General features: G+C 62.2%; 18 protein-coding genes. 13 read left to right on the top strand and 5 right to left on the bottom strand.

All coding sequences use genetic code 11. From position 1 onward, the window contains the following. Positions 1 to 34 precede the first annotated feature (34 nt). The 5 genes from epd (at position 35) to fba (ending at position 4,146) form a co-directional block, all read left to right on the top strand. A complete protein-coding gene (gene epd / locus ACQ4LH_RS05520) occupies positions 35 to 1,090 on the top strand; it encodes an erythrose-4-phosphate dehydrogenase (RefSeq protein WP_430696291.1) in 1,056 nt (351 codons plus the stop codon). A gap of 4 nt (positions 1,091 to 1,094) precedes the next feature. Continuing rightward, a complete protein-coding gene (locus ACQ4LH_RS05515; protein ID WP_430696290.1) occupies positions 1,095 to 2,258 on the top strand; it encodes a phosphoglycerate kinase in 1,164 nt (387 codons plus the stop codon). A 127-nt stretch (positions 2,259 to 2,385) separates the two neighbouring features. Then, a complete protein-coding gene (locus ACQ4LH_RS05510) occupies positions 2,386 to 2,574 on the top strand; it encodes a hypothetical protein (protein WP_430696289.1) in 189 nt (62 codons plus the stop codon). Between the two features lie 12 nt (positions 2,575 to 2,586). Next, positions 2,587 to 2,913 (top strand): MliC family protein, encoded by a 327-nt coding sequence (locus tag ACQ4LH_RS05505; RefSeq protein WP_430696288.1) that lies wholly within the window; start codon positions 2,587 to 2,589, stop codon positions 2,911 to 2,913. 168 nt (positions 2,914 to 3,081) lie between these two features. Continuing rightward, positions 3,082 to 4,146, top strand: a complete 1,065-nt coding sequence (gene fba, locus ACQ4LH_RS05500; protein WP_430696287.1) for a class II fructose-bisphosphate aldolase — start codon at positions 3,082 to 3,084, stop codon at positions 4,144 to 4,146. A 53-nt stretch (positions 4,147 to 4,199) separates the two neighbouring features. Here fba and ACQ4LH_RS05495 read toward each other — a convergent pair whose 3' ends face one another. Further along, a complete protein-coding gene (locus ACQ4LH_RS05495; RefSeq protein WP_430696286.1) occupies positions 4,200 to 4,883 on the bottom strand; it encodes a polysaccharide lyase family 7 protein in 684 nt (227 codons plus the stop codon). A gap of 565 nt (positions 4,884 to 5,448) precedes the next feature. On the opposite strand from ACQ4LH_RS05495, the gene ACQ4LH_RS05490 reads away from it, so the two are divergent. Next, a complete protein-coding gene (locus ACQ4LH_RS05490; protein ID WP_430696285.1) occupies positions 5,449 to 5,820 on the top strand; it encodes a hypothetical protein in 372 nt (123 codons plus the stop codon). Between the two features lie 189 nt (positions 5,821 to 6,009). Then, positions 6,010 to 8,502, top strand: coding sequence for a collagenase (locus tag ACQ4LH_RS05485; RefSeq protein ID WP_430696284.1), 2,493 nt, complete (start codon positions 6,010 to 6,012; stop codon positions 8,500 to 8,502). A gap of 69 nt (positions 8,503 to 8,571) precedes the next feature. Here the strand turns inward: ACQ4LH_RS05485 and ACQ4LH_RS05480 are convergent, their stop codons facing one another. Continuing rightward, positions 8,572 to 9,582: an alpha/beta hydrolase gene (locus ACQ4LH_RS05480; RefSeq protein ID WP_430696283.1), complete on the bottom strand. Its 1,011-nt coding sequence runs from the start codon at positions 9,580 to 9,582 to the stop codon at positions 8,572 to 8,574. 177 nt (positions 9,583 to 9,759) lie between these two features. Between ACQ4LH_RS05480 and ACQ4LH_RS05475 the strand changes: the two genes are divergently transcribed. The 3 genes from ACQ4LH_RS05475 to ACQ4LH_RS05465 all read left to right on the top strand — a co-directional run bounded on the left by ACQ4LH_RS05475 (position 9,760) and on the right by ACQ4LH_RS05465 (position 11,963). Further along, positions 9,760 to 10,209 (top strand): hypothetical protein, encoded by a 450-nt coding sequence (locus tag ACQ4LH_RS05475; RefSeq protein WP_430696282.1) that lies wholly within the window; start codon positions 9,760 to 9,762, stop codon positions 10,207 to 10,209. Between the two features lie 37 nt (positions 10,210 to 10,246). Further along, positions 10,247 to 11,347 (top strand): PQQ-dependent sugar dehydrogenase, encoded by a 1,101-nt coding sequence (locus ACQ4LH_RS05470; RefSeq protein WP_430696281.1) that lies wholly within the window; start codon positions 10,247 to 10,249, stop codon positions 11,345 to 11,347. Positions 11,348 to 11,438: 91 nt separating this feature from the next. Next, positions 11,439 to 11,963: a M48 metallopeptidase family protein gene (locus ACQ4LH_RS05465; protein ID WP_430696280.1), complete on the top strand. Its 525-nt coding sequence runs from the start codon at positions 11,439 to 11,441 to the stop codon at positions 11,961 to 11,963. Here ACQ4LH_RS05465 and ACQ4LH_RS05460 read toward each other — a convergent pair. Continuing rightward, entirely contained in the window at positions 11,946 to 12,179 is a 234-nt protein-coding gene (locus ACQ4LH_RS05460; RefSeq protein ID WP_090250004.1) for a DUF2789 family protein, read from the bottom strand. The genes ACQ4LH_RS05465 and ACQ4LH_RS05460 overlap by 18 nt on opposite strands. A 151-nt stretch (positions 12,180 to 12,330) precedes the next feature. Between ACQ4LH_RS05460 and ACQ4LH_RS05455 the strand changes: the two genes are divergently transcribed. Continuing rightward, positions 12,331 to 13,086 (top strand): substrate-binding periplasmic protein, encoded by a 756-nt coding sequence (locus ACQ4LH_RS05455; RefSeq protein WP_430696279.1) that lies wholly within the window; start codon positions 12,331 to 12,333, stop codon positions 13,084 to 13,086. Here ACQ4LH_RS05455 and ACQ4LH_RS05450 read toward each other — a convergent pair. Together ACQ4LH_RS05450 and yccS are read right to left on the bottom strand one after the other, a co-directional pair. After that, positions 13,083 to 13,565 (bottom strand): GreA/GreB family elongation factor, encoded by a 483-nt coding sequence (locus tag ACQ4LH_RS05450; RefSeq protein WP_430696278.1) that lies wholly within the window; start codon positions 13,563 to 13,565, stop codon positions 13,083 to 13,085. The two genes, ACQ4LH_RS05455 and ACQ4LH_RS05450, sit on opposite strands and share 4 nt — an antisense overlap. Further along, positions 13,562 to 15,733: a YccS family putative transporter gene (gene yccS / locus ACQ4LH_RS05445; protein WP_430696277.1), complete on the bottom strand. Its 2,172-nt coding sequence runs from the start codon at positions 15,731 to 15,733 to the stop codon at positions 13,562 to 13,564. The genes ACQ4LH_RS05450 and yccS overlap by 4 nt, the downstream gene beginning before the upstream one ends. Positions 15,734 to 15,904: 171 nt before the next feature. Here yccS and ACQ4LH_RS05440 point away from each other — a divergent pair, with 171 nt between their 5' ends. Further along, positions 15,905 to 16,687 (top strand): substrate-binding periplasmic protein, encoded by a 783-nt coding sequence (locus ACQ4LH_RS05440; RefSeq protein ID WP_430696276.1) that lies wholly within the window; start codon positions 15,905 to 15,907, stop codon positions 16,685 to 16,687. A 125-nt stretch (positions 16,688 to 16,812) separates the two neighbouring features. Next, the gene (locus ACQ4LH_RS05435) at positions 16,813 to 17,673 is read left to right on the top strand and encodes a type 1 glutamine amidotransferase domain-containing protein (RefSeq protein WP_430696275.1); all 861 of its coding nucleotides are present in this window, start codon (positions 16,813 to 16,815) and stop codon (positions 17,671 to 17,673) included. The last annotated feature ends 126 nt before the right edge of the window (positions 17,674 to 17,799 follow it).

Here is a 17,799-nt window from a genome sequence, read left to right as displayed (position 1 = left end):
GCTCAGCCATCTCCGCTTCCCCATCGAGATCGCCATGTCCAAGCGCCCCTATCGAATCGCCCTCAACGGCTACGGCCGTATCGGCCGCTGCGTGCTGCGTGCGCTGCATGAGCGAGGTGCGGGGGCGCAGCTGGAAATCGTCGCGCTGAATGATCTGGCCGACCAGGCCAGCATCGAATACCTGACCCGCTTCGACTCCACCCACGGGCGCTTTCCCGGTGAGGTGAAAGTCGACGGCGATTGTTTGCATATCAATGGCGACTGCGTGCAGGTGCTGCGCCAGTCGACGCCAGAAGGCGTCGATTGGACCGCATTGGATATCGACCTGTTGCTGGAATGTTCCGGTCAGTACACCAGTCGTGCCGATGCCCAGCGCTTTATCGATGCTGGCGCGCCACGCCTGCTGCTGTCGCAACCGATGGCCAGCGAGGCGGATATCGACGCTACGGTGGTCTACGGGGTCAATCAGGATTGCCTGAGCGGCCGCGAGCTGCTGGTGTCGAACGCCTCTTGCACCACCAACTGCGGCGTGCCGCTGCTCAAGTTGCTGAATGAAACGGTGGGCATCGAGTACGTATCGATCACCACCATCCACTCGGCGATGAACGATCAGCCGGTGATCGATGCCTACCACCACGAAGACCTGCGCCGTACGCGCTCGGCCTTTCAGTCGGTGATTCCGGTGTCCACCGGTCTGGCCCGAGGTATTGAGCGGCTGCTGCCGGAACTAAGCGGGCGTATCCAGGCCAAAGCCATACGGGTGCCGACGGTCAACGTCTCGTGCCTGGATATCACCCTGCAGACCGCCCGTGATACTTCGGCGGCCGAGATCAACGCGGTGTTGCGTCAGGCGGCCGAGAGCGGCCCGCTAAAAGGCCTGCTGGCCTACACCGAACTGCCCCACGCCAGCTGCGATTTCAACCACGACCCGCATTCGGCGATTGTCGACGGCAGTCAGACCCGCGTCTCCGGCCCGCGTCTGGTCAACCTGCTGGCCTGGTTCGACAACGAGTGGGGCTTTGCCAACCGCATGCTCGATGTCGCCGAACACTTTCTTTCCCTGACTACTCCAGCCCCCGTGAAGGACTGATTACATGACCGTTCTGAAGATGACCGACCTCGACCTCGCCGGTAAGCGCGTGCTGATCCGCGAAGACCTCAACGTGCCGGTAAAAGACGGCGTGGTGAAGAGCGACGCGCGCATCCTCGCCTCCCTGCCGACCATCAAGCTGGCGCTGGAGAAGGGCGCAGCCGTGATGGTCTGCTCGCACCTGGGCCGCCCGACTGAAGGTGAGTTCAGCGAAGAGAACAGCCTGGCTCCCGTCGCCGCCTACCTGAGCAAGGCGCTGGGCCGCGATGTCCCTCTGGTTGCCGATTACCTGAACGGTGTCGAGCTCAAGGCCGGCGAGATCGTGCTGTTCGAGAACGTGCGTTTCAACAAGGGCGAGAAAAAGAACGCTGACGAGCTGGCCCAGCAATACGCCGCGCTGTGCGACGTGTTTGTTATGGACGCCTTCGGCACCGCTCACCGCGCCGAGGGTTCGACTCATGGCGTGGCCAAGTTCGCCAAGGTTGCCTGCGCAGGCCCCTTGCTGGCTGCCGAGCTGGACGCCCTGGGCAAGGCGCTGGGTAACCCGGCCAAGCCGATGGCCGCCATTGTTGCCGGCTCCAAGGTGTCGACCAAGCTCGACGTGCTCAATAGCCTGAGCCAGATCTGCGACCAGCTGATTGTCGGTGGCGGTATCGCCAACACCTTTCTCGCTGCTGCCGGTTTCCCGGTGGGCAAGTCGCTGTACGAAGCCGATCTGGTGGATACCGCCAAAGCCATCGCGGCCAAGGTCAGCGTGCCGCTGCCGGTCGACGTGGTAGTCGCCAAAGCTTTCGCCGAAGACGCCGAAGCCACAGTCAAACTGGTGGCCGATGTGGCTGAAGACGACATGATCCTCGACATCGGCCCGCAAACCGCCGCGCAGTTTGCCGAATTGCTGAAATCCTCGAAGACCATTCTGTGGAACGGCCCGGTCGGGGTGTTCGAGTTCGACCAGTTCGGCAACGGCACCAAGGTGCTGGCCCAGGCCATCGCTGAAAGCCCGGCGTTTTCCATTGCCGGCGGTGGCGACACCCTGGCGGCCATCGACAAATACGGCGTTGGTGCGCAGATTTCCTATATCTCCACCGGTGGTGGCGCGTTCCTCGAGTTCGTCGAGGGCAAAGTGCTGCCGGCTGTGGAAGTGCTTGAAGCCCGCGCCAAGGGTTGAGCGCCTAACGGGCATGATCGGCGCGTGGTCGGCGTGGCCCTGCTAGGGTGAAGGACGAGTCCCTGTATCTGCACGGGTAACCCCCGGTAGATCGGATTGTCTGAGTAACCAAGCAAGGAGTGTGACCATGGGCAGGTTTGTCGTATTGGGGGTTATCGGTCTGTTGCTGGTCGGTTGCGCTGATCATGTCCGGGAAGAGGCCTGCAAGGTCTTCAGTCCTGCGCAGATCGAGACGCCGAGCAATCAGGATGATCAGCGTATTGATAGTCAGAGCGGCAGTGGTGCCGACGGCGGAATGCCGGATCAACGCTGCTGACAGGGGAAGCGGATGGCGGGAAAAGGATGGATTGCACTGGCCGCCGCGATGCTGTTGTTGGGGGCATGCGCCAGCCAGCCGGCACCGAGCGATGAGTGGACCCGCTGGGTCTGCGACAGCCAGGCCGAGGTGCTGTGGCGCTTTACCGATAGCAGCCGCGAAGCGCTCGACCTGAGGTTGGGCGGCGGCGATATCGTTCATCGCCTGCAGCTGGAGCCTGCGGGCTCTGGCGCGCTGTACAGCGACGGTATGCTGGCGTTCCACACCAAGGGTGAGGAAGGCCTGGTGTATCGGGTGGCCGATAACGACCTGATCGGTCGCGGCTGCAAGGCGCAGTAGCGGACAAGATTGATGGCGGGCTTACGTGGCCCTCCAGGCTTTACCCTCGCGCGCCGCTGGTGTGCGAGGCGGGAAGGGCGCAACCCCTGGTCCCAGAAACTTGAACACGGCCCGCCCCTGCGGCAGGCTGGCAACGATTAACGACCCTTTGCGGGAGACAGGAAAAACATGGCACTTATCAGCATGCGTCAGATGCTCGACCACGCCGCCGAATTCGGCTACGGCGTGCCGGCCTTCAACGTCAACAACCTCGAGCAGATGCGCGCGATCATGGAAGCGGCCGACAAGACCGATTCCCCGGTGATCGTTCAGGCTTCCGCCGGTGCCCGTAAATACGCCGGCGCGCCGTTCCTGCGCCATCTGATCCTGGCGGCCATTGAAGAATTCCCGCATATCCCGGTGTGCATGCACCAGGACCACGGCACCAGCCCGGACGTCTGCCAGCGCTCGATCCAGCTGGGCTTCAGCTCGGTAATGATGGACGGCTCGCTGAAAGAAGACGGCAAGACCCCGGCCGACTACGACTACAACGTCGCCGTGACCCAGCAGACGGTGGCCTTCGCCCACGCCTGCGGTGTGTCGGTTGAAGGTGAGCTGGGTTGCCTGGGCAGCCTGGAAACCGGCATGGCCGGCGAAGAAGACGGTGTTGGCGCCGAAGGCGTGCTGGATCACAGCCAGATGCTGACCGACCCGGAAGAGGCCGCCGACTTCGTCAAGCGCACCCAGGTTGATGCTCTGGCTATCGCCATCGGCACCAGTCACGGCGCCTACAAGTTCACCAAGCCGCCGACCGGTGACATCCTCGCCATCGACCGCATCAAGGCGATTCACGCGCGCATCCCCAACACCCACCTGGTGATGCACGGCTCCTCTTCGGTGCCGCAAGAGTGGCTGGCGATCATCAACCAGTACGGCGGCGACATCAAAGAAACCTACGGCGTGCCGGTTGAGGAAATCGTCGAAGGCATCAAGTACGGCGTGCGTAAGGTCAATATCGACACCGACCTGCGCCTGGCGTCCACCGGTGCCATGCGCCGCCTGATGGCGACCAACCCGAGCGAGTTCGACCCGCGCAAGTTCTTCGGCGCCACCGTCACCGCCATGCGCGACATCTGCATCGCCCGTTACGAAGCCTTCGGCACCGCAGGCAATGCCTCGAAGATCAAGCCGATCTCCCTGGAAGGCATGTTCCAGCGTTATGCCAAGGGTGAGCTGGCCGCCAAGGTCAACTAAGCCGCAAGCACTCGCGCAATAAAAAAGCCCGCTCACTGAGCGGGCTTTTGCGTTCAGTTGCTGGTGATGGGCAGGGGCCTGTGTTCGATTTTGAGCTTGTAGAAGGTCGCGCTGCCGGCTTCGGTCTCATAGCCGCTGCTGTCTTGGGGATAGGCGCCCGCCTTGAAATACAGCAGGTGGGTGGCCCAACCCTTATTCAGGCGGGCACTCCACTTCGCGGCGTTGACGCTTATTCCCAGGGTGCCGTTGGGGGTCAGGTGGATGCTGTACTTGAGTTCCTGGTTAAGGCTCAGGCCGCTGGCCAGCTTGACGGTCTGGACGGTACCGTCGGGAATCATGCGCAGCTTGGCCACGAGGGTGCCGCTGGCTGTGCTCCCCTTGTACTCGTACTCCAGCTTGAGCATGGGCTTATCGTTTTTGTAGCCATGGATCTGGCCAATCACCATCCTGCCGGACGAGGGTACCTGAGTGACTTTGAGCGTCGCGCTCAGGTAGTTGTCGGCACTCGGGTAGGTCCAGTTGCGCAGTTTGCCATCGGCAAAGGTTTCGCGCAGTTCGCTACGGGGGTAGCTGGCATTGGGGGTGGTGCTGCCATTGACTGGCGCCCAGAAGAATATTTTGGCGGCGTCGGACTGGAAGTAGTGGTCCTGATAGCCACCCACCAGCAGGGGGGTTGAGATGACGGTAGCCGGCACGCCGACAGGGATGGTGAGGTTCCAGGTTGCGAGGTCGATCATTGACTGAGTTCTCTATTGAGAACTTTCAGTCGGGCATATCTCATCCACGAGTCAGTAGTTATGTACTCGGCATTCCGGCCTGTGCGCTCGAACTAAAAGTTAGGGCTAGGGGGAAGCGGCAGTGCTGCCACCTCGCTCGAAGACCAAGGAGCCGCCGAGCTGGGGGCTTTATACGTCTGATGGCGGGGTGTGTTAACTGTTATTTGCTGTTTTATTGGCGCCAATAAACTGCTGTTTTACTGCCTGGCCAGTATCTGGCCAGCAAAAAACACGGCACAAAAAGGTGTCTGGAAAAATCCGTGCCTTGATAACTAAGGAGAGTTTCTTGAGAAAAGCGTCAGTTTTTTGGAAGAAAAATGCTGATAAGCGGTTTTCTGCGCGGAACTATCCGACGGGCGGGCGGTCCCTGGGCGGCGTTTTATCGCGTAACGGTGCGGTTAGAACGGGGTTTATGGGCAGCCCAAGAGCGGTGCGCTACTCCCGGGTCTGCAGGCATTCCATCATCAATGCACTTCTCGTACCCGCTCTTTGTGCGTTTCTGGCCAGTTGCGCCGGGCAAGCGCCGTTGCCGTCAGCGCCGCCGAGCGCGCCGCTGCCGAACGATCCGCAGCAATGCCTTAGCCGCGCCGAATGCACCACCAAGACCTCGCGCACCCTGCTGTTTGTCTTCGACTATGCGGCGGCCGGCGCGCCGCTGGTGCAGCGTGATGGCCGGCTGCTGTTTACCCCGGCCGATGCGCCGGCCACGGACTGGCCGGCGCTGACTATCCGCCTGGCGGAGGCTGAGCAGAGCGCTTTTGCCTTCAATGCGCAGTGCCGGGTGCAGGCTTGCCGCCTTACGGCTGTGCAGCTGTTGCAGGTCTACCGCAGTTATTTACTTGGGCGGCCGTGTGCTTTCGATGTTGATGCTCGTCCCTGTGCTGTGAAGCCGCAATAAGCCCAGGCCGATGTGTAGAGGGTACGTGGTACGAACGAGTTGGCACTTGAGCTGCGATCAGTTGCGCAAATTCGGGATTAACACGGTAAAAGCCGGGCAAGTTGCGGCTAACGTGCGGTGATTGGCGTCTTCATGGTAGGGGGCTGGATAGAGTCCGCGGCCCTTACTATTCATCAAGATGATGACGCTATGTTCAGAAAAATAATCAGAAAAGACCTGCACGTCTGCGCGCTAGTCCTGGCTTTGACCCCGCTGAGCGCCGCGGTTGCTGAGGTCAACCAGGCCCCTGAAGTGCGTGGCCACAGTGAGCACATCGCAGCCGGCAAAGTGAATGCCAGCTGGATCTGGGCACGCGATGCAGAGGGCGACCGGATCACTTTTGCGATTACCAAGCAGCCCAAGTACGGCCGTATCCAGCTGGACTGGAACACTGGGCGTTATGAGTATCAGCCGACGGCCAGCGCCACTGGCCATTACGACGAGTTTGAATACCGCGCCACCGATGGCAAGAGCTGGTCGGCACCTGCCGTGGTGCAACTTAACCTGTTGCCTGCCGACGGCAGGGCCGGTAACCGTGCGCCAGAGGCCACCAGTCAGGCTCTGGCGGTGAACGCGAGTGCGCTGTTTGAAGCGACCTTGTTGGGCCGCGATGCGGACCGCGATCCGCTGACGTTCAGCATCATTGATTATCCACGCCAGGGTAGCCTCAAGCTGGATGGTAAAACCGGCCGCTACAGCTATCGGGCCTATCGCGATCAGAGCGCCGAGGACAGCTTCAGCTACCAGATCAGGGACAGCAAGCATGCCCACTCCGGTATTACCCAGGTTCGTCTGCAGCTGCGCAGCGGGGCACAGCCGCAACCGCCGGTTACACCTCCCGTTACACCACCGGTGCAGCCCCCGATAGAGCCACCGGTTGCGCCGCAACCGCCGGTGCAGCCAACTCTGCCTCCGCTGGACCCCTTGCTGCGGACTAAAGCGGATTTCTCGCCAATGGTCCGTGAGGTGCTGGATAACGAGTTCTTCGTCGAGCATTTCCAGCATGCCAAGGCTGGGCGCTTGGAGGCGGTGTTGGCCTCCATCGACTTTCTGGCCCGTCAGCAACAGATTCAGGACCCTGACCTGAACAAGCTTTTGTACTACGTGCGTGCCTATAACTACTTCCTGGGTTTCAGCAAGGCTACGCCTGCGCAGTTGAGCATGCTGGAACACGCCCTGTTCCAGGTATCGAACATGCGTGAGTTGCTGACCTACCAGAAAGCTTCCGGGCAAGTGATCGAGGGCTATGTTGTCGGTCTTGGTGCGCTGATGGCCACGCCGCAATCCAGTGCCAGCATCGTGCGGCACCTGCCGCGCTTGCAGTCGCTATTGCAGCATTTCAGCAACACCGCACAGCTGAGCAAGGAGCGCAGTTACGGTGATGCGGTATTCGAAACCCTGAACCTGTTTGACCGTTTTGGCTGGGCTGAAGGTGCATTGCGCAGTGCCTTGATCCAGGACAACCGCTTTGCAGACGCGATCGCCGAACTGGCTAGCAGCCGCAATGCGCTGTGGCTCAATCGCGATGGCTTTATCGTGATGAACGCTATTGAGGCCTTGGGCAAGCTTGCCCAGTTGAGTGATGGCATCTGGCGCGAGGGCAGCAACCGTGCGGCGCGCCAGGTGATGCAGGCGCACCTTGGGCAAGGGGTGCTGGATGATCTGGAGCTGAAGAGCAACTTCCGCAGTTATTACGTCGACTACGCCTACCGCGCAGATGTCGACGGTGCGTGTAGCAGCTTGTTCAACGGGCTGTGCTACAAGTTTGAAATTGCTCAGGTGTTGCCACAAACGCACGTTTGCGGCCCCACACTTAAGGTGCGCTCACAACCATTGAGCCAGACGCAAATGCTGGAAATCTGCCAGAGCCTGGGCAAGCAGGAGCAGGACTTCCATCGCATCATGCAGACTAACTGGACGCCGGTAGCCGATGACCTCAACGCGACGTTGGAGCTGGTGATTTTCTCCAGTCGTGAGCAGTACCAGAAGTTCGGTGGGCTGCTGTATGGCTTCAGCACCGACAATGGCGGCATGTATCTGGAAGGTAGTCCGTGGTTGGCGGGTAATCAGGCGCGCTTCTTCGCTTATGTGCAGGCGGGGCAGGTGTGGAACCTGAATCATGAGTACGTCCACTACCTGGACGGTCGCTTCAATCAATACGGGGCCTTTGGTCACTACCCGCTGAATCTGACCACCTGGTGGGCGGAAGGGTTGGCAGAATACCTGGCCTGGGGAAGCCACTTCGAGCGTGGCATGAATGACATCAGTCGAGTGGCAGCCGGCCAGCGCCCGAGCCTTGAGGCCATCACCAAGCTGAGTTACGAGAGTGGCAGCAGCATGGTCTATCACTGGTCTTACACCCTGCATCGCTACCTGCAGGAGCGCGATCCAGCCCGACATTTGGCATTGGCTGCACACCTGCGCCGCAATGACCTGGCTGCTTATCGGTTGGCGCTGGATGAGCTGAATCGGTCGCATGGCGCCCAGTATCCGCAGTGGCGCGACCAGCTACTTGCCAGCTGGCAGCAGCAACCGCGCAGTGCCGCGCAGCTGAGTGAAGTGCAGGAGATGCCTGAACATGCCACGGCGCATCAGCGTCAGCTGGACACGCGCGCAAGCTTGGCCCGCCCGCCGCGTGACTGAAGCGCAGTTGGCATAAGGCCTATGGTTTGATCTGTAACGCATGCCCGTATCCTTGGATACGGGCATTTTTTATGGGCTTGGTTGCAGCTGGGCCGCGTTGCGCGCCGGTAATGACGCAGCACTCGGCAAGGTTTTTAGGAACTGCATGATCGCCAGGCTTACCCGTGCGGTGTCTCGTGGCGAAAGAATGTCGCCGGCCAGCACGTGGTGTGACGGGTCCTGGGTGTCCTTGAGGGCGATCAGTTGCTTGTGCGCCGAGCCAAAGCGGGCAAATGCCGCTTCGATGGCTGGAGCGCTGACCACCTGATCGTCCGTCGAGTAGAGCGTGAGGATCGGTGTGTTGATCTGCTCCAGCGGCTGTTCGCGCACGTATTTCACCAGCGCCATCATTGGCAGCAGCGCCTGCACCGGGTAGCGGTGGCTCCAGTAGCGCGCCTGCTGCGGGTTGCGCGGCTGCCATTGATGCTCGGGGCCTAGCAGCAGCGGCACGAAATGTTTGGCCCAGGGCCAGGTCAGTACGGTCGCGGCCGGGTCTTTGGGGGCGAAGTTCGGCGACACCATGATATACGCCAGTACCTGCGGGTTATCGCCCTGCAGCGCCAGCCAAGTGGCGAGCGTGGCGCCGGTGGACGTGCCGATCACCAGCACCTGTTTGCCCAGGCGCTGGCCGATCTGTAGGGCCTCCTGACTGTCCTCCAGCCAGTCGTGCACGCTGGCTTCGGCCATCGCTGCACCGCTGCGGCCGTGACCGTTTAGGCGGGTGGCGAACAGGTTGGCGCCCAGTTGTTGGGCCAGCTGCTCGCTCAGCGGCGCAGTTTCCTGGCGGGTGGCCGAGTAGCCATGCAGGTAGATGATTGCCAGATCGGTCTGGCGTTGGTCCGGATGCGCCCAGACGATGGTCTTTTCTGCGCCTGGGGTGATGTCCGGATAGCGCGCTTCGCTCTCGGTCAGGTAGCGGCCGAGGTCCGTGGGCAGCTGGGTCGGCGTCAGTTGTGTATCGACTGGCGGAACCGGGCCGAGGCTGAACGCTACGGCGAGCAGCGCGAGGACAAGCGCGCAAAGTGGCAGGGCTTTTTTCATCGTGCGGTTCTTGTGTGGGTTATTGTCGGCAGGATGCTGCTGGCATTCTGCTACAGCGCTGTGACTGCGCCTATCGCCCATTTGTGTGCTTGGTAAAACCATGTAAAACACCGGCCGCATGCAGCTCGGCGCGCTGGTCCATACTCGGGCCACTGTCGTCTCTGGAAGTCCGCCCGCATGCCGAGTAAATCCCGCACTTTGCTGTACTTCCTCCTGGCTGTTTTGCTGGCAAGTGTGATGGGCAGCGTGCTGCAGACGCAGTTCAACCTGGCCAATCTGCAGGCGCTTGGTGCGCCGATGCCGCTTGGGGTGCGTGCGCACACTACCTGCCTGGATCTTCTGGGTTTCAGCCCGACCTTCGCGGTGCTGGTGATCCTCGGTTTTACCTTCGCCCTACCGGCGGCGAGCCTGCTGGCGCGTAGCTGGCCCACTGGCCGCTGGCTGTTGTTTGCCCTGGCCGGTGCGCTGGCCGTGTGGCTGGCAATGGCGTTAGCCAATGCGCTGCTGCCGATGCCGACCTTGATCGGCGCCAACCGTAGCCTGGCCGGCACCCTCGGGCTTATGGTCTGCGGCAGCCTGGGTGCGCTGTTATTTGCCCTGTTGGCGCGGCGTTCGCCGCCGGCGTAATCCTGATTTATCCCTCTGCGAACAAAAGGCCCGAACCATGTTGAATACGTCCCGCGCCCTGTTGTTGCTTGTTCTGCTTGGCAGCAGCCTGGCGCACGCCATGGATTACCGCATCGAAACCGTGACCGAAGGCCTGGAGCACCCCTGGTCGCTGGCCTTTCTGCCGGATGGCCGCATGCTGGTGACCGAGCGAGTCGGTCGCCTGCGCATCATCGAGGCGGACGGCAGCCTTAATCCGCAGCCGGTTGGCGGGGTGCCCGAGGGTTTTGTCGCCGCTCAGGCCGGGCTGATGGAGGTGCTGCTCGATCCCGAATTCGCCAGCAATCAGCAGCTTTACCTGAGCTACGCCTACGGCACCGCCCAGGCCAACAACACCCGTCTGGCCAAGGCGCGTCTGGTTGATGGCCAGCTGCAGGATGTGCAGGTGCTATTCAGCGCGCAGCCGGCCAAAGCTGGCGCTGCACACTACGGCGGGCGCATGGCCTGGTTGCCGGATAACACGTTGGTACTGACCCTGGGCGATGGCTTTGACCTGCGTGAACAGGCCCAGGACCTGAGCAACCATATCGGCAAGATCGTGCGCCTTAATCGCGATGGCAGCATTCCCAAGGACAATCCGCTGGTGGGGCAGGCCGGAGCTGCTACAGAGATCTACAGCCTGGGCCATCGCAACGTGCAGGGCATCGTCTATGACAACCAGCTGCAGCGGCTCTACAGCCATGAACACGGCCCGCGCGGCGGTGACGAGCTGAACCTGATCGAGCCGGGCAACAACTATGGTTGGCCGCTGATCACCTATGGTGTGGATTACACCGGCGCGCAGATTTCGCCCTACACCGAGCTGCCCGGCCTGCAGCAGCCATTATTGCAGTGGACGCCCTCGGTGGCGCCGTCGAGCCTGACCCAGTATCGCGGCGCACTATTCCCCGAGTGGCAGGGCGACCTGTTTGCCTCGACCCTGGCCGAACGCAGCGTGCGCCGCATCCGTTTGCAGGACGGCAAACTGGCCGGTGAAGAAGTCATGTTTGAAGAACTGGCCGAGCGCATTCGCGATGTGCGCGGCGGACCGGATGGCGCGCTGTATCTGCTGACCGACAGTGCCGATGGCCGCCTGCTGCGGGTAGTGCCGAGCCAGTAACCGCGCCGCCGAATGGCGTTAAAAGCCGCACCCTGGTGCGTGCGGCTTGCGGCATAATCCACGGCCTTACCGTGCCTGCGCCACTTTGACCATGACCCCGCTTAAATACCTGCAAGGCTACCCGGCCCAGCTGCAAGACAAGATCCGCCAGCTGATTGCCGAGCAGCGCCTAGGCGATTATCTGGCGCGCTCCTACAGTGGCAAGCATGCGATTCAAAGCGACAAGGCGCTGTACGCCTATATCCAGGGCCTCAAGCAGGAGCATCTGCGCAATGCCCCGGCCATCGACAAGGTGCTCTACGACAATCGCCTCGACCTGACCCACCGTGCCCTCGGCCTGCACACGGCGATCTCGCGGGTGCAGGGCGGCAAGCTCAAGGCGAAGAAGGAAATCCGTGTGGCCTCGCTGTTTCGCGAGGCCGCGCCGGAATTTCTGCAGATGATCGTGGTGCACGAGTTGGCGCATCTGAAGGAGGCCGAGCACAACAAGGCCTTCTACAAACTCTGCGAATACATGCTGCCGGGCTACCACCAGCTGGAGTTCGACCTGCGGGTGTACCTGACCTGGCGCGAACTGCCCGGGGCGCTCGGTGAGTTGTCAGCCCCGCAGCAGTAAGTTGAGCTGATCTACCACTTCGGCCCATTCGGCATCGGCTAGAAACTGTTGACGAAGAAAGTCGGCCTGGGCTGGGTCCCAGAACGGCGCATCGGCCAGGCGGCAGTCTTCCGGCAAGGGTGAGTGGCGCTTGATAAAGAGGTCGATGCTGATCTGGTCATGCTCGAGACCCAGTTGTTGAAACAGTGTTTCGAGCTCTTGGACATTGGCTTGCATAGCGGTCTCCCTCGAACGCTATCGGCTGATAGCCCTTTAGTCGACCGACAGATGCGCAAACAGTTGCATGAAGGTGCGTGCTCGGCTTGCCTGTCGGATTGACCTGCTAGGCTGGCAGATACCGCCATCCCATGGCTGAGGCCGCTCCCCCATGTGTTCGAACTTTCTGCGCAGGCTGTCGCTGGCATGTTGCTGCGCGCTGCTGATCGCGCCACTGGCGGGGCGTGAGTTGTTGGCCGTCGGCAGCAATTTCCCCGGGGTGTTCGAGCAGCACGGCAGTGGCTATAGCGGCCTCGCCACCAGCGTGCTGCGTCAGGCGCTGGAGCCGTTGGGCTATCAGGTCCGCTTCGAGCTGTATCCCTGGGCCCGCGCGCAGCACATGGTGGCGCGCGGGGAGGGCGATATCCTTATCGGTCCCTACAAGAACGCCGCACGTGAGCAACTCTTTGCCTTCTCTGCTCGGCCTTTCTACCGCGACCACATCGTCTTCTACCGCCAGCGCGGCAGCGTATTGCGCTGGCACGGCGACTATCAGCAGTTGCTCGGTCGGCGCATCGGCGTGGTACGTGCCTGGGCCTATGGTGAGCGTTTCGACAGCCGGCGCGGGCAGCTCGAGTTAGTCACCGTGGAAAGGGTCGAGAATGGCCTGAAGATGCTCGGTGCCGGCCGCCTGGATCTTCTGGCCAGCAATCAGCGTAATACCCAGCCGGTGCTTTTAGCATTGGGGCTGGCTGACAAACTCGAACAGCTTGAAACGCCGATCGACCTGCAGGACGGCTACTTCGCCTTTCCCCGCGATGAGCGTTACCGGCCTTTGCGTGAGGAGTTCGATCGGGCGCTGCAGCAGATGATCGAGCAGGGCCGGCTGGCGCAGTTGGCTGCGGACTGGCAGGTGGAAATTCCTTAAACGACTCGCACAATTTCCAACAGCTGCACTCCACTGGCCAGGCGCAGGGTCACTTCGTCGCCAACGGCCTTGCCAAGCAGGATCTGCCCGAGGGGCGCTTGTGGGCCAATCACCTGCACGGTCTGGCCATCTTGCAGCAGCTTCATCGCTGCGCCGTCCGGGCCGAGGAACAGGCATTGGCGGCGGTCTTGGTCATCGCTCAACTCGATCAGCGCGCCGAGCTGGATGCCCAGCTGTGGGTCAAACGTGCGTAATACCAGCTGCTTCCAGTTGGACAGGGTCTGGCGAATGGCGGCGGCGCGGCGTGCCTGCCCGGTAGCCAGATAGGACGCCTCGAGGCCCAGGGTGTCGTATTTGTTCTCGGCGATATTTTCTTCATGGGTCGCCGTTTCATAGGCGGTCAGCGCCGCCTGTTGGGCCTGCCGCAGGTCATCTTCGAGGCGGGCGATTACCTGTTGCAGCAACTGGGATTTGTTCATGCTTGGTTCTTCAGTAGATGTGCGGCCAGGGTGCGCAGCGGCCCGAGTTGGCGGCAGATTAGCGCCAGCTGGGTTTGCACCAGGCGCTGCTGGTCGTCCAGGTCGTCGCTGAGTTGCTCAAGCTCGGCAGCCAGCTGTTCTTCGGCGTCACTGTGGATGGCCACCGGGCGCTCTTCGTTCAGGCAGTTGGCAATCTCTTCCAGGCTGGCGGCCAACTGGCTGGCGCTGGCCAGCAGCGGGTTGTCGCTGCCACTCAGGCTGGTTTCGCCGCGGTGCGCGCCAAGGCCTGAGAGGTAACTCAAGAGGGTGTGTGAGAGCACCAGAAAGCGGAAGCCGATATCCGCTTCCTTACGGAAATGCCCAGGCTCCATCAGCATATTGCCCAGGGTGGTCGACAGCGTGGCGTCGGCGTTGTGCGCATTGCGTCGGGCCAGGCGGTAGGCCAGGTCGTCACGCTTGCCGCTGGCGTACTGGGCGATGATCTGCTGCAGGTAGCGGCTGTTGCAGCTCAGGGTGCTGGCGAGCAGGCGATTCAGACGTCGGCCCTGCCAGTCCGGCAGAATCAGCAGCACGGCCAGGCCGGCAATCAGGCTGCCGAGCAGGGTGTCGACCAGGCGTGGAATAAACAGCCCGTAGCCATCGCCGACCTGGTTGAAGCAGAACAGCACCAGCAGGGTGATGGCGGCCGTGGCCAGGGTGTAGCGGCTGCTGCGCAGGGCAAAGAACACCACCCCGGCGACCACCGCAAACAGCGCCTGCACCAGCGGATTGGGGAACAGGTCAAACAGCGCCCAGCCCAGCAGCAGACCGAGCACCGTGCCGCTGATGCGCTGCACCAGCTTGAGCCGGGTCGCGCCGTAGTTCGGCTGGCAGACGAACAGCGTGGTCAGCAGTATCCAGTAACCCTGGGTCGGGTGAATCCAGTGCAGCATGCCGTAACCGGCCGCCAGTGCCAGCGACAGGCGCAGGGCATGACGAAACAGCAGCGAAGTCGGCGTCAGCTGCAGGCGCAGACGCTCCCAGACATCCTTGAGTGACTGCGGCTCGCGGTCGAGCAGGCTGCTGTCCTGCTGCTCCGCCATGGCGTCGGGGTTGCTGGCGTTACCCAGCAGCGTATCCAGGCTGCGCAGGTTGCCGGCCAGCGCGCCGAGGGAGCGCAGCAGGTGGCGCCAGGCCGGGTTGCTTTGCACGCGCAGGTGTTCGAGGGAGTCGTGCAAATCGTCGAGCGCCTGGCGGCATAGCTCGCGGTACTCGAACGGCTGGCGCAGTTCGATGGCCTGGGCCAGGCGCTGACAGGCTTCGCCATGCAGGCGCAGCAGGCGCTGGCAGCGGAACAACACATCGCTGTGGAAGAACGCTTCGGCCAGCTCGTTATAGGGGTAGTGCGAGGAACTGGCGCGTTCGTGAATGTCTTGGGCGAGAAAGTACAGTTTCAGGTAGCGGCTGACTTTCGGTCCCGGCCGGCCATTGCCGACCCGGTGCAGGATGATTTCCTTGGCCGCATTCAGCGCCGCCACCACCCGACCGTTCTGTTTGGCTAGGGCCAGCCGGCGTTCTTCCACATCCAGCTGACGCAGCGGCTCGAACAACGCCGCCTTGAGCTTGAGGTACTGGCCCAGCTCGCGAAACAGTCGCGCCAGGCTGTGCTGCACCGGCTGGTTGGCAAATAGCGCATTCCACAGCACCGACAGCAGCCCATACCAGGCTGCGCCTGCCACCAGCAGCAATGGCTCCTGCCAGAGGCCCGCCGCGCCGCCGCGCTGCTCCACGCCGATCATGCTGTACACCGCGAGAATCAGCGTGGCCGCGCCGAGGGTGGCGTAGCGTTCGCCGAGTGCGCCGAGCATGGTCAGGGCAAAGCTCGATAGCGCCAGGGCGCAGACGAACAGCCAGGGGTAGGGGAACAGAAATTCCACCGCATAGGCCGCCACGCTGAAGCAGCCAAGGGTGACCAGCAGCGCCACCACGCGGCCCTGCCAGCTGTCATCGGTCTCCGCCAGGGCGCTGGCGATCACCCCGAGAAATAGCGGGATCAGCGCATGCATCCAGCCCTGCGACCAGCACAGCAGCAAAGCCCCGCTCAGGGCGATAAACACCCGCAGGCTGTAGCTGAATTTGTCCTGGGCCCAGAGGCGACGAAACGAGTGGCGCAGCGCAGTGGACGGCATGGCCCGACCTTGATCAACCGTAACAGGTAGCAGCCTAACGGAGTCTGTGTCGACTTGGCAGCAGCAAGCGGCGCTCGGGCCGATTAAAATGTCGCGCTGATCGGTTGCGTGATGTGAATCACTGCGGCCGGGCTACGCTAAATCTATCCGCTCATTCGCGAGGCATCTGCCGTGTTGTACACCTGTGTGCGTGGATTGCTCTCGCTGCTGCTTGTCAGCCTGCTGTGCGTGAGTGTGCAGGCGCAACCCCTGCGCCTGTATACCGAAGAATACCCACCAATCAATTTCAGCGAGAACGGCAAGCCGACTGGCCTCGCCACCGAAGTGGTGCAGGCGATCATGCTGCGCACCGGGCAAAACGCGCCGATTAACGTCGTGCCCTGGGCGCGCGGTTATCAGCAGGCCCTGACTCGGCCCAATACCGGCCTGTTCGTGACTATGCGCACCCGTGAGCGCGAGGAACTGTTCAAATGGGTCGGCCCGCTGACGCGCAGCGTCGCCAGCTTCTACGCCCTGCGCAGCTCGTTTCTCTCGATCAAGAGCCTGGAAGAGGCGCGTGAGTACGGTGAAATTGCCGTGCCACGTGACTGGTACAGCCATCAACGTCTGCAAGCCCTGGGCTTCACAAACCTGACCCCGGTGACTGGGCCGGCGCAGGTGGTGAGTATGCTCAAGCGCGGGCGAATCAAGCTGATGGTGCTGGATAACCTGACCCTCAGCACGCTGCTGGCGCAGGGTGATATCAAGGTGGACGAGGTGCAGCTGCTCTTCGAGTTTGTGCACAGCGACAGTTATATCGCCTTCTCGCCCGACACCGACGACGCCCTGATCGCCCGCTGGCAACGTGAGCTGGATGATATGAAAAGCGACGGCAGCTTTGCCGCTATCCACCAGAAGTGGCTGCCGGGTGAGCCGCTGCCGGAGCTCCTCCCCGCACCTGTTGACGCACCCTAGGGTTGCTCGGTTCTCCCGTTTGCTGCCGCGAGTGAGCGCTGATAGTCGCTGCATTGGCCTGCTGGGCCACTCGTCGCTGTGGGCTGGTGTGACTAAGCTCGCGGGATCACGCCGAGAGCCTTGCCATGCCCAATAAAACTATCCTGATCGTCTTGCCCAATCGCGACTTTGACCCCAGTGAGGTCGCCATCAGTTGGCAGTTGCTGCGCGGCGCCGGCCACCGGGTGCGCTTTGCTACGGCAGACGCTCAGGTTGCTGTGGGTGATCCGCTGATGCTCACGGGTGAAGGGCTGGATCCCTGGGCACGCCTGCCAGGGCTGCGCCGCTTGAAGCTGCTCGGGCTGCTGCTACGCGCGCGCCGGGGCGCCCGTGACGCCTACAAGCACATGCTGGACGATGCCGAGTTTCGCCAGCCGTTGGCCTACCCGCAGTTGCAGGTCGCAGATTTTGACGGCCTGTTATTGCCCGGCGGACATTGGTCGCGCGGCATGCGCGCCTATCTGGAGAGTCAGAGCCTGCAGACCTTTGTCGGTGCGTTTTTCGCCAGTAACAAACCGCTCGCGGCGATCTGCCATGGCGTGTTGCTGGCGGCGCGCAGTCCGGGGGCGGATGGCCGCTCAGCGCTGTATGGACGCAAGACCACTGCGTTGACCTGGGCCATGGAAAAGAGCGCCTGGGACCTGACTCGTTTCTATGGCCGTTTCTGGGACCCGGACTACTACCGCACTTACCTGGAGGCGCCCGGCGAGCCGGCGGGCTATATGAGCGTGCAGGCCGAAGTCAGTCGCGCCCTGGCCAGCCCGGCGGATTTTCTCGACGTGCCGGCGGATGCGCCGCAGCGCCTGCGCAAGACCAGTGGTCTGCACCGCGACAGCCCGAGCGATAGCCGCCCGGCCTGGGTGGTGTGTGATGGCAACTATGTGTCGGCGCGCTGGCCGGGGGATGTGCATACATTTGCCCAGCGCTTTATCGAGCTGCTGGGCTAAGGATCTGCTGCGCGTCGGCGATACTGCGTTAGAAATGGCCTCGGAAAGCCGCTTGCGGCTAACGCGCTTTAGCGCGGCCCGAAGGGCGAGTGAAACGAGTACTGCTCATTAAACTCGACTCGGGCA

This window comes from Pseudomonas peli (assembly GCF_050563605.1).
Taxonomy (GTDB): Bacteria; Pseudomonadota; Gammaproteobacteria; order Pseudomonadales; family Pseudomonadaceae; genus Aquipseudomonas; species Aquipseudomonas peli_A.
Note: the sequence above shows the minus strand (reverse complement) of the source record. Positions and strands in the feature narration are given on the sequence as shown.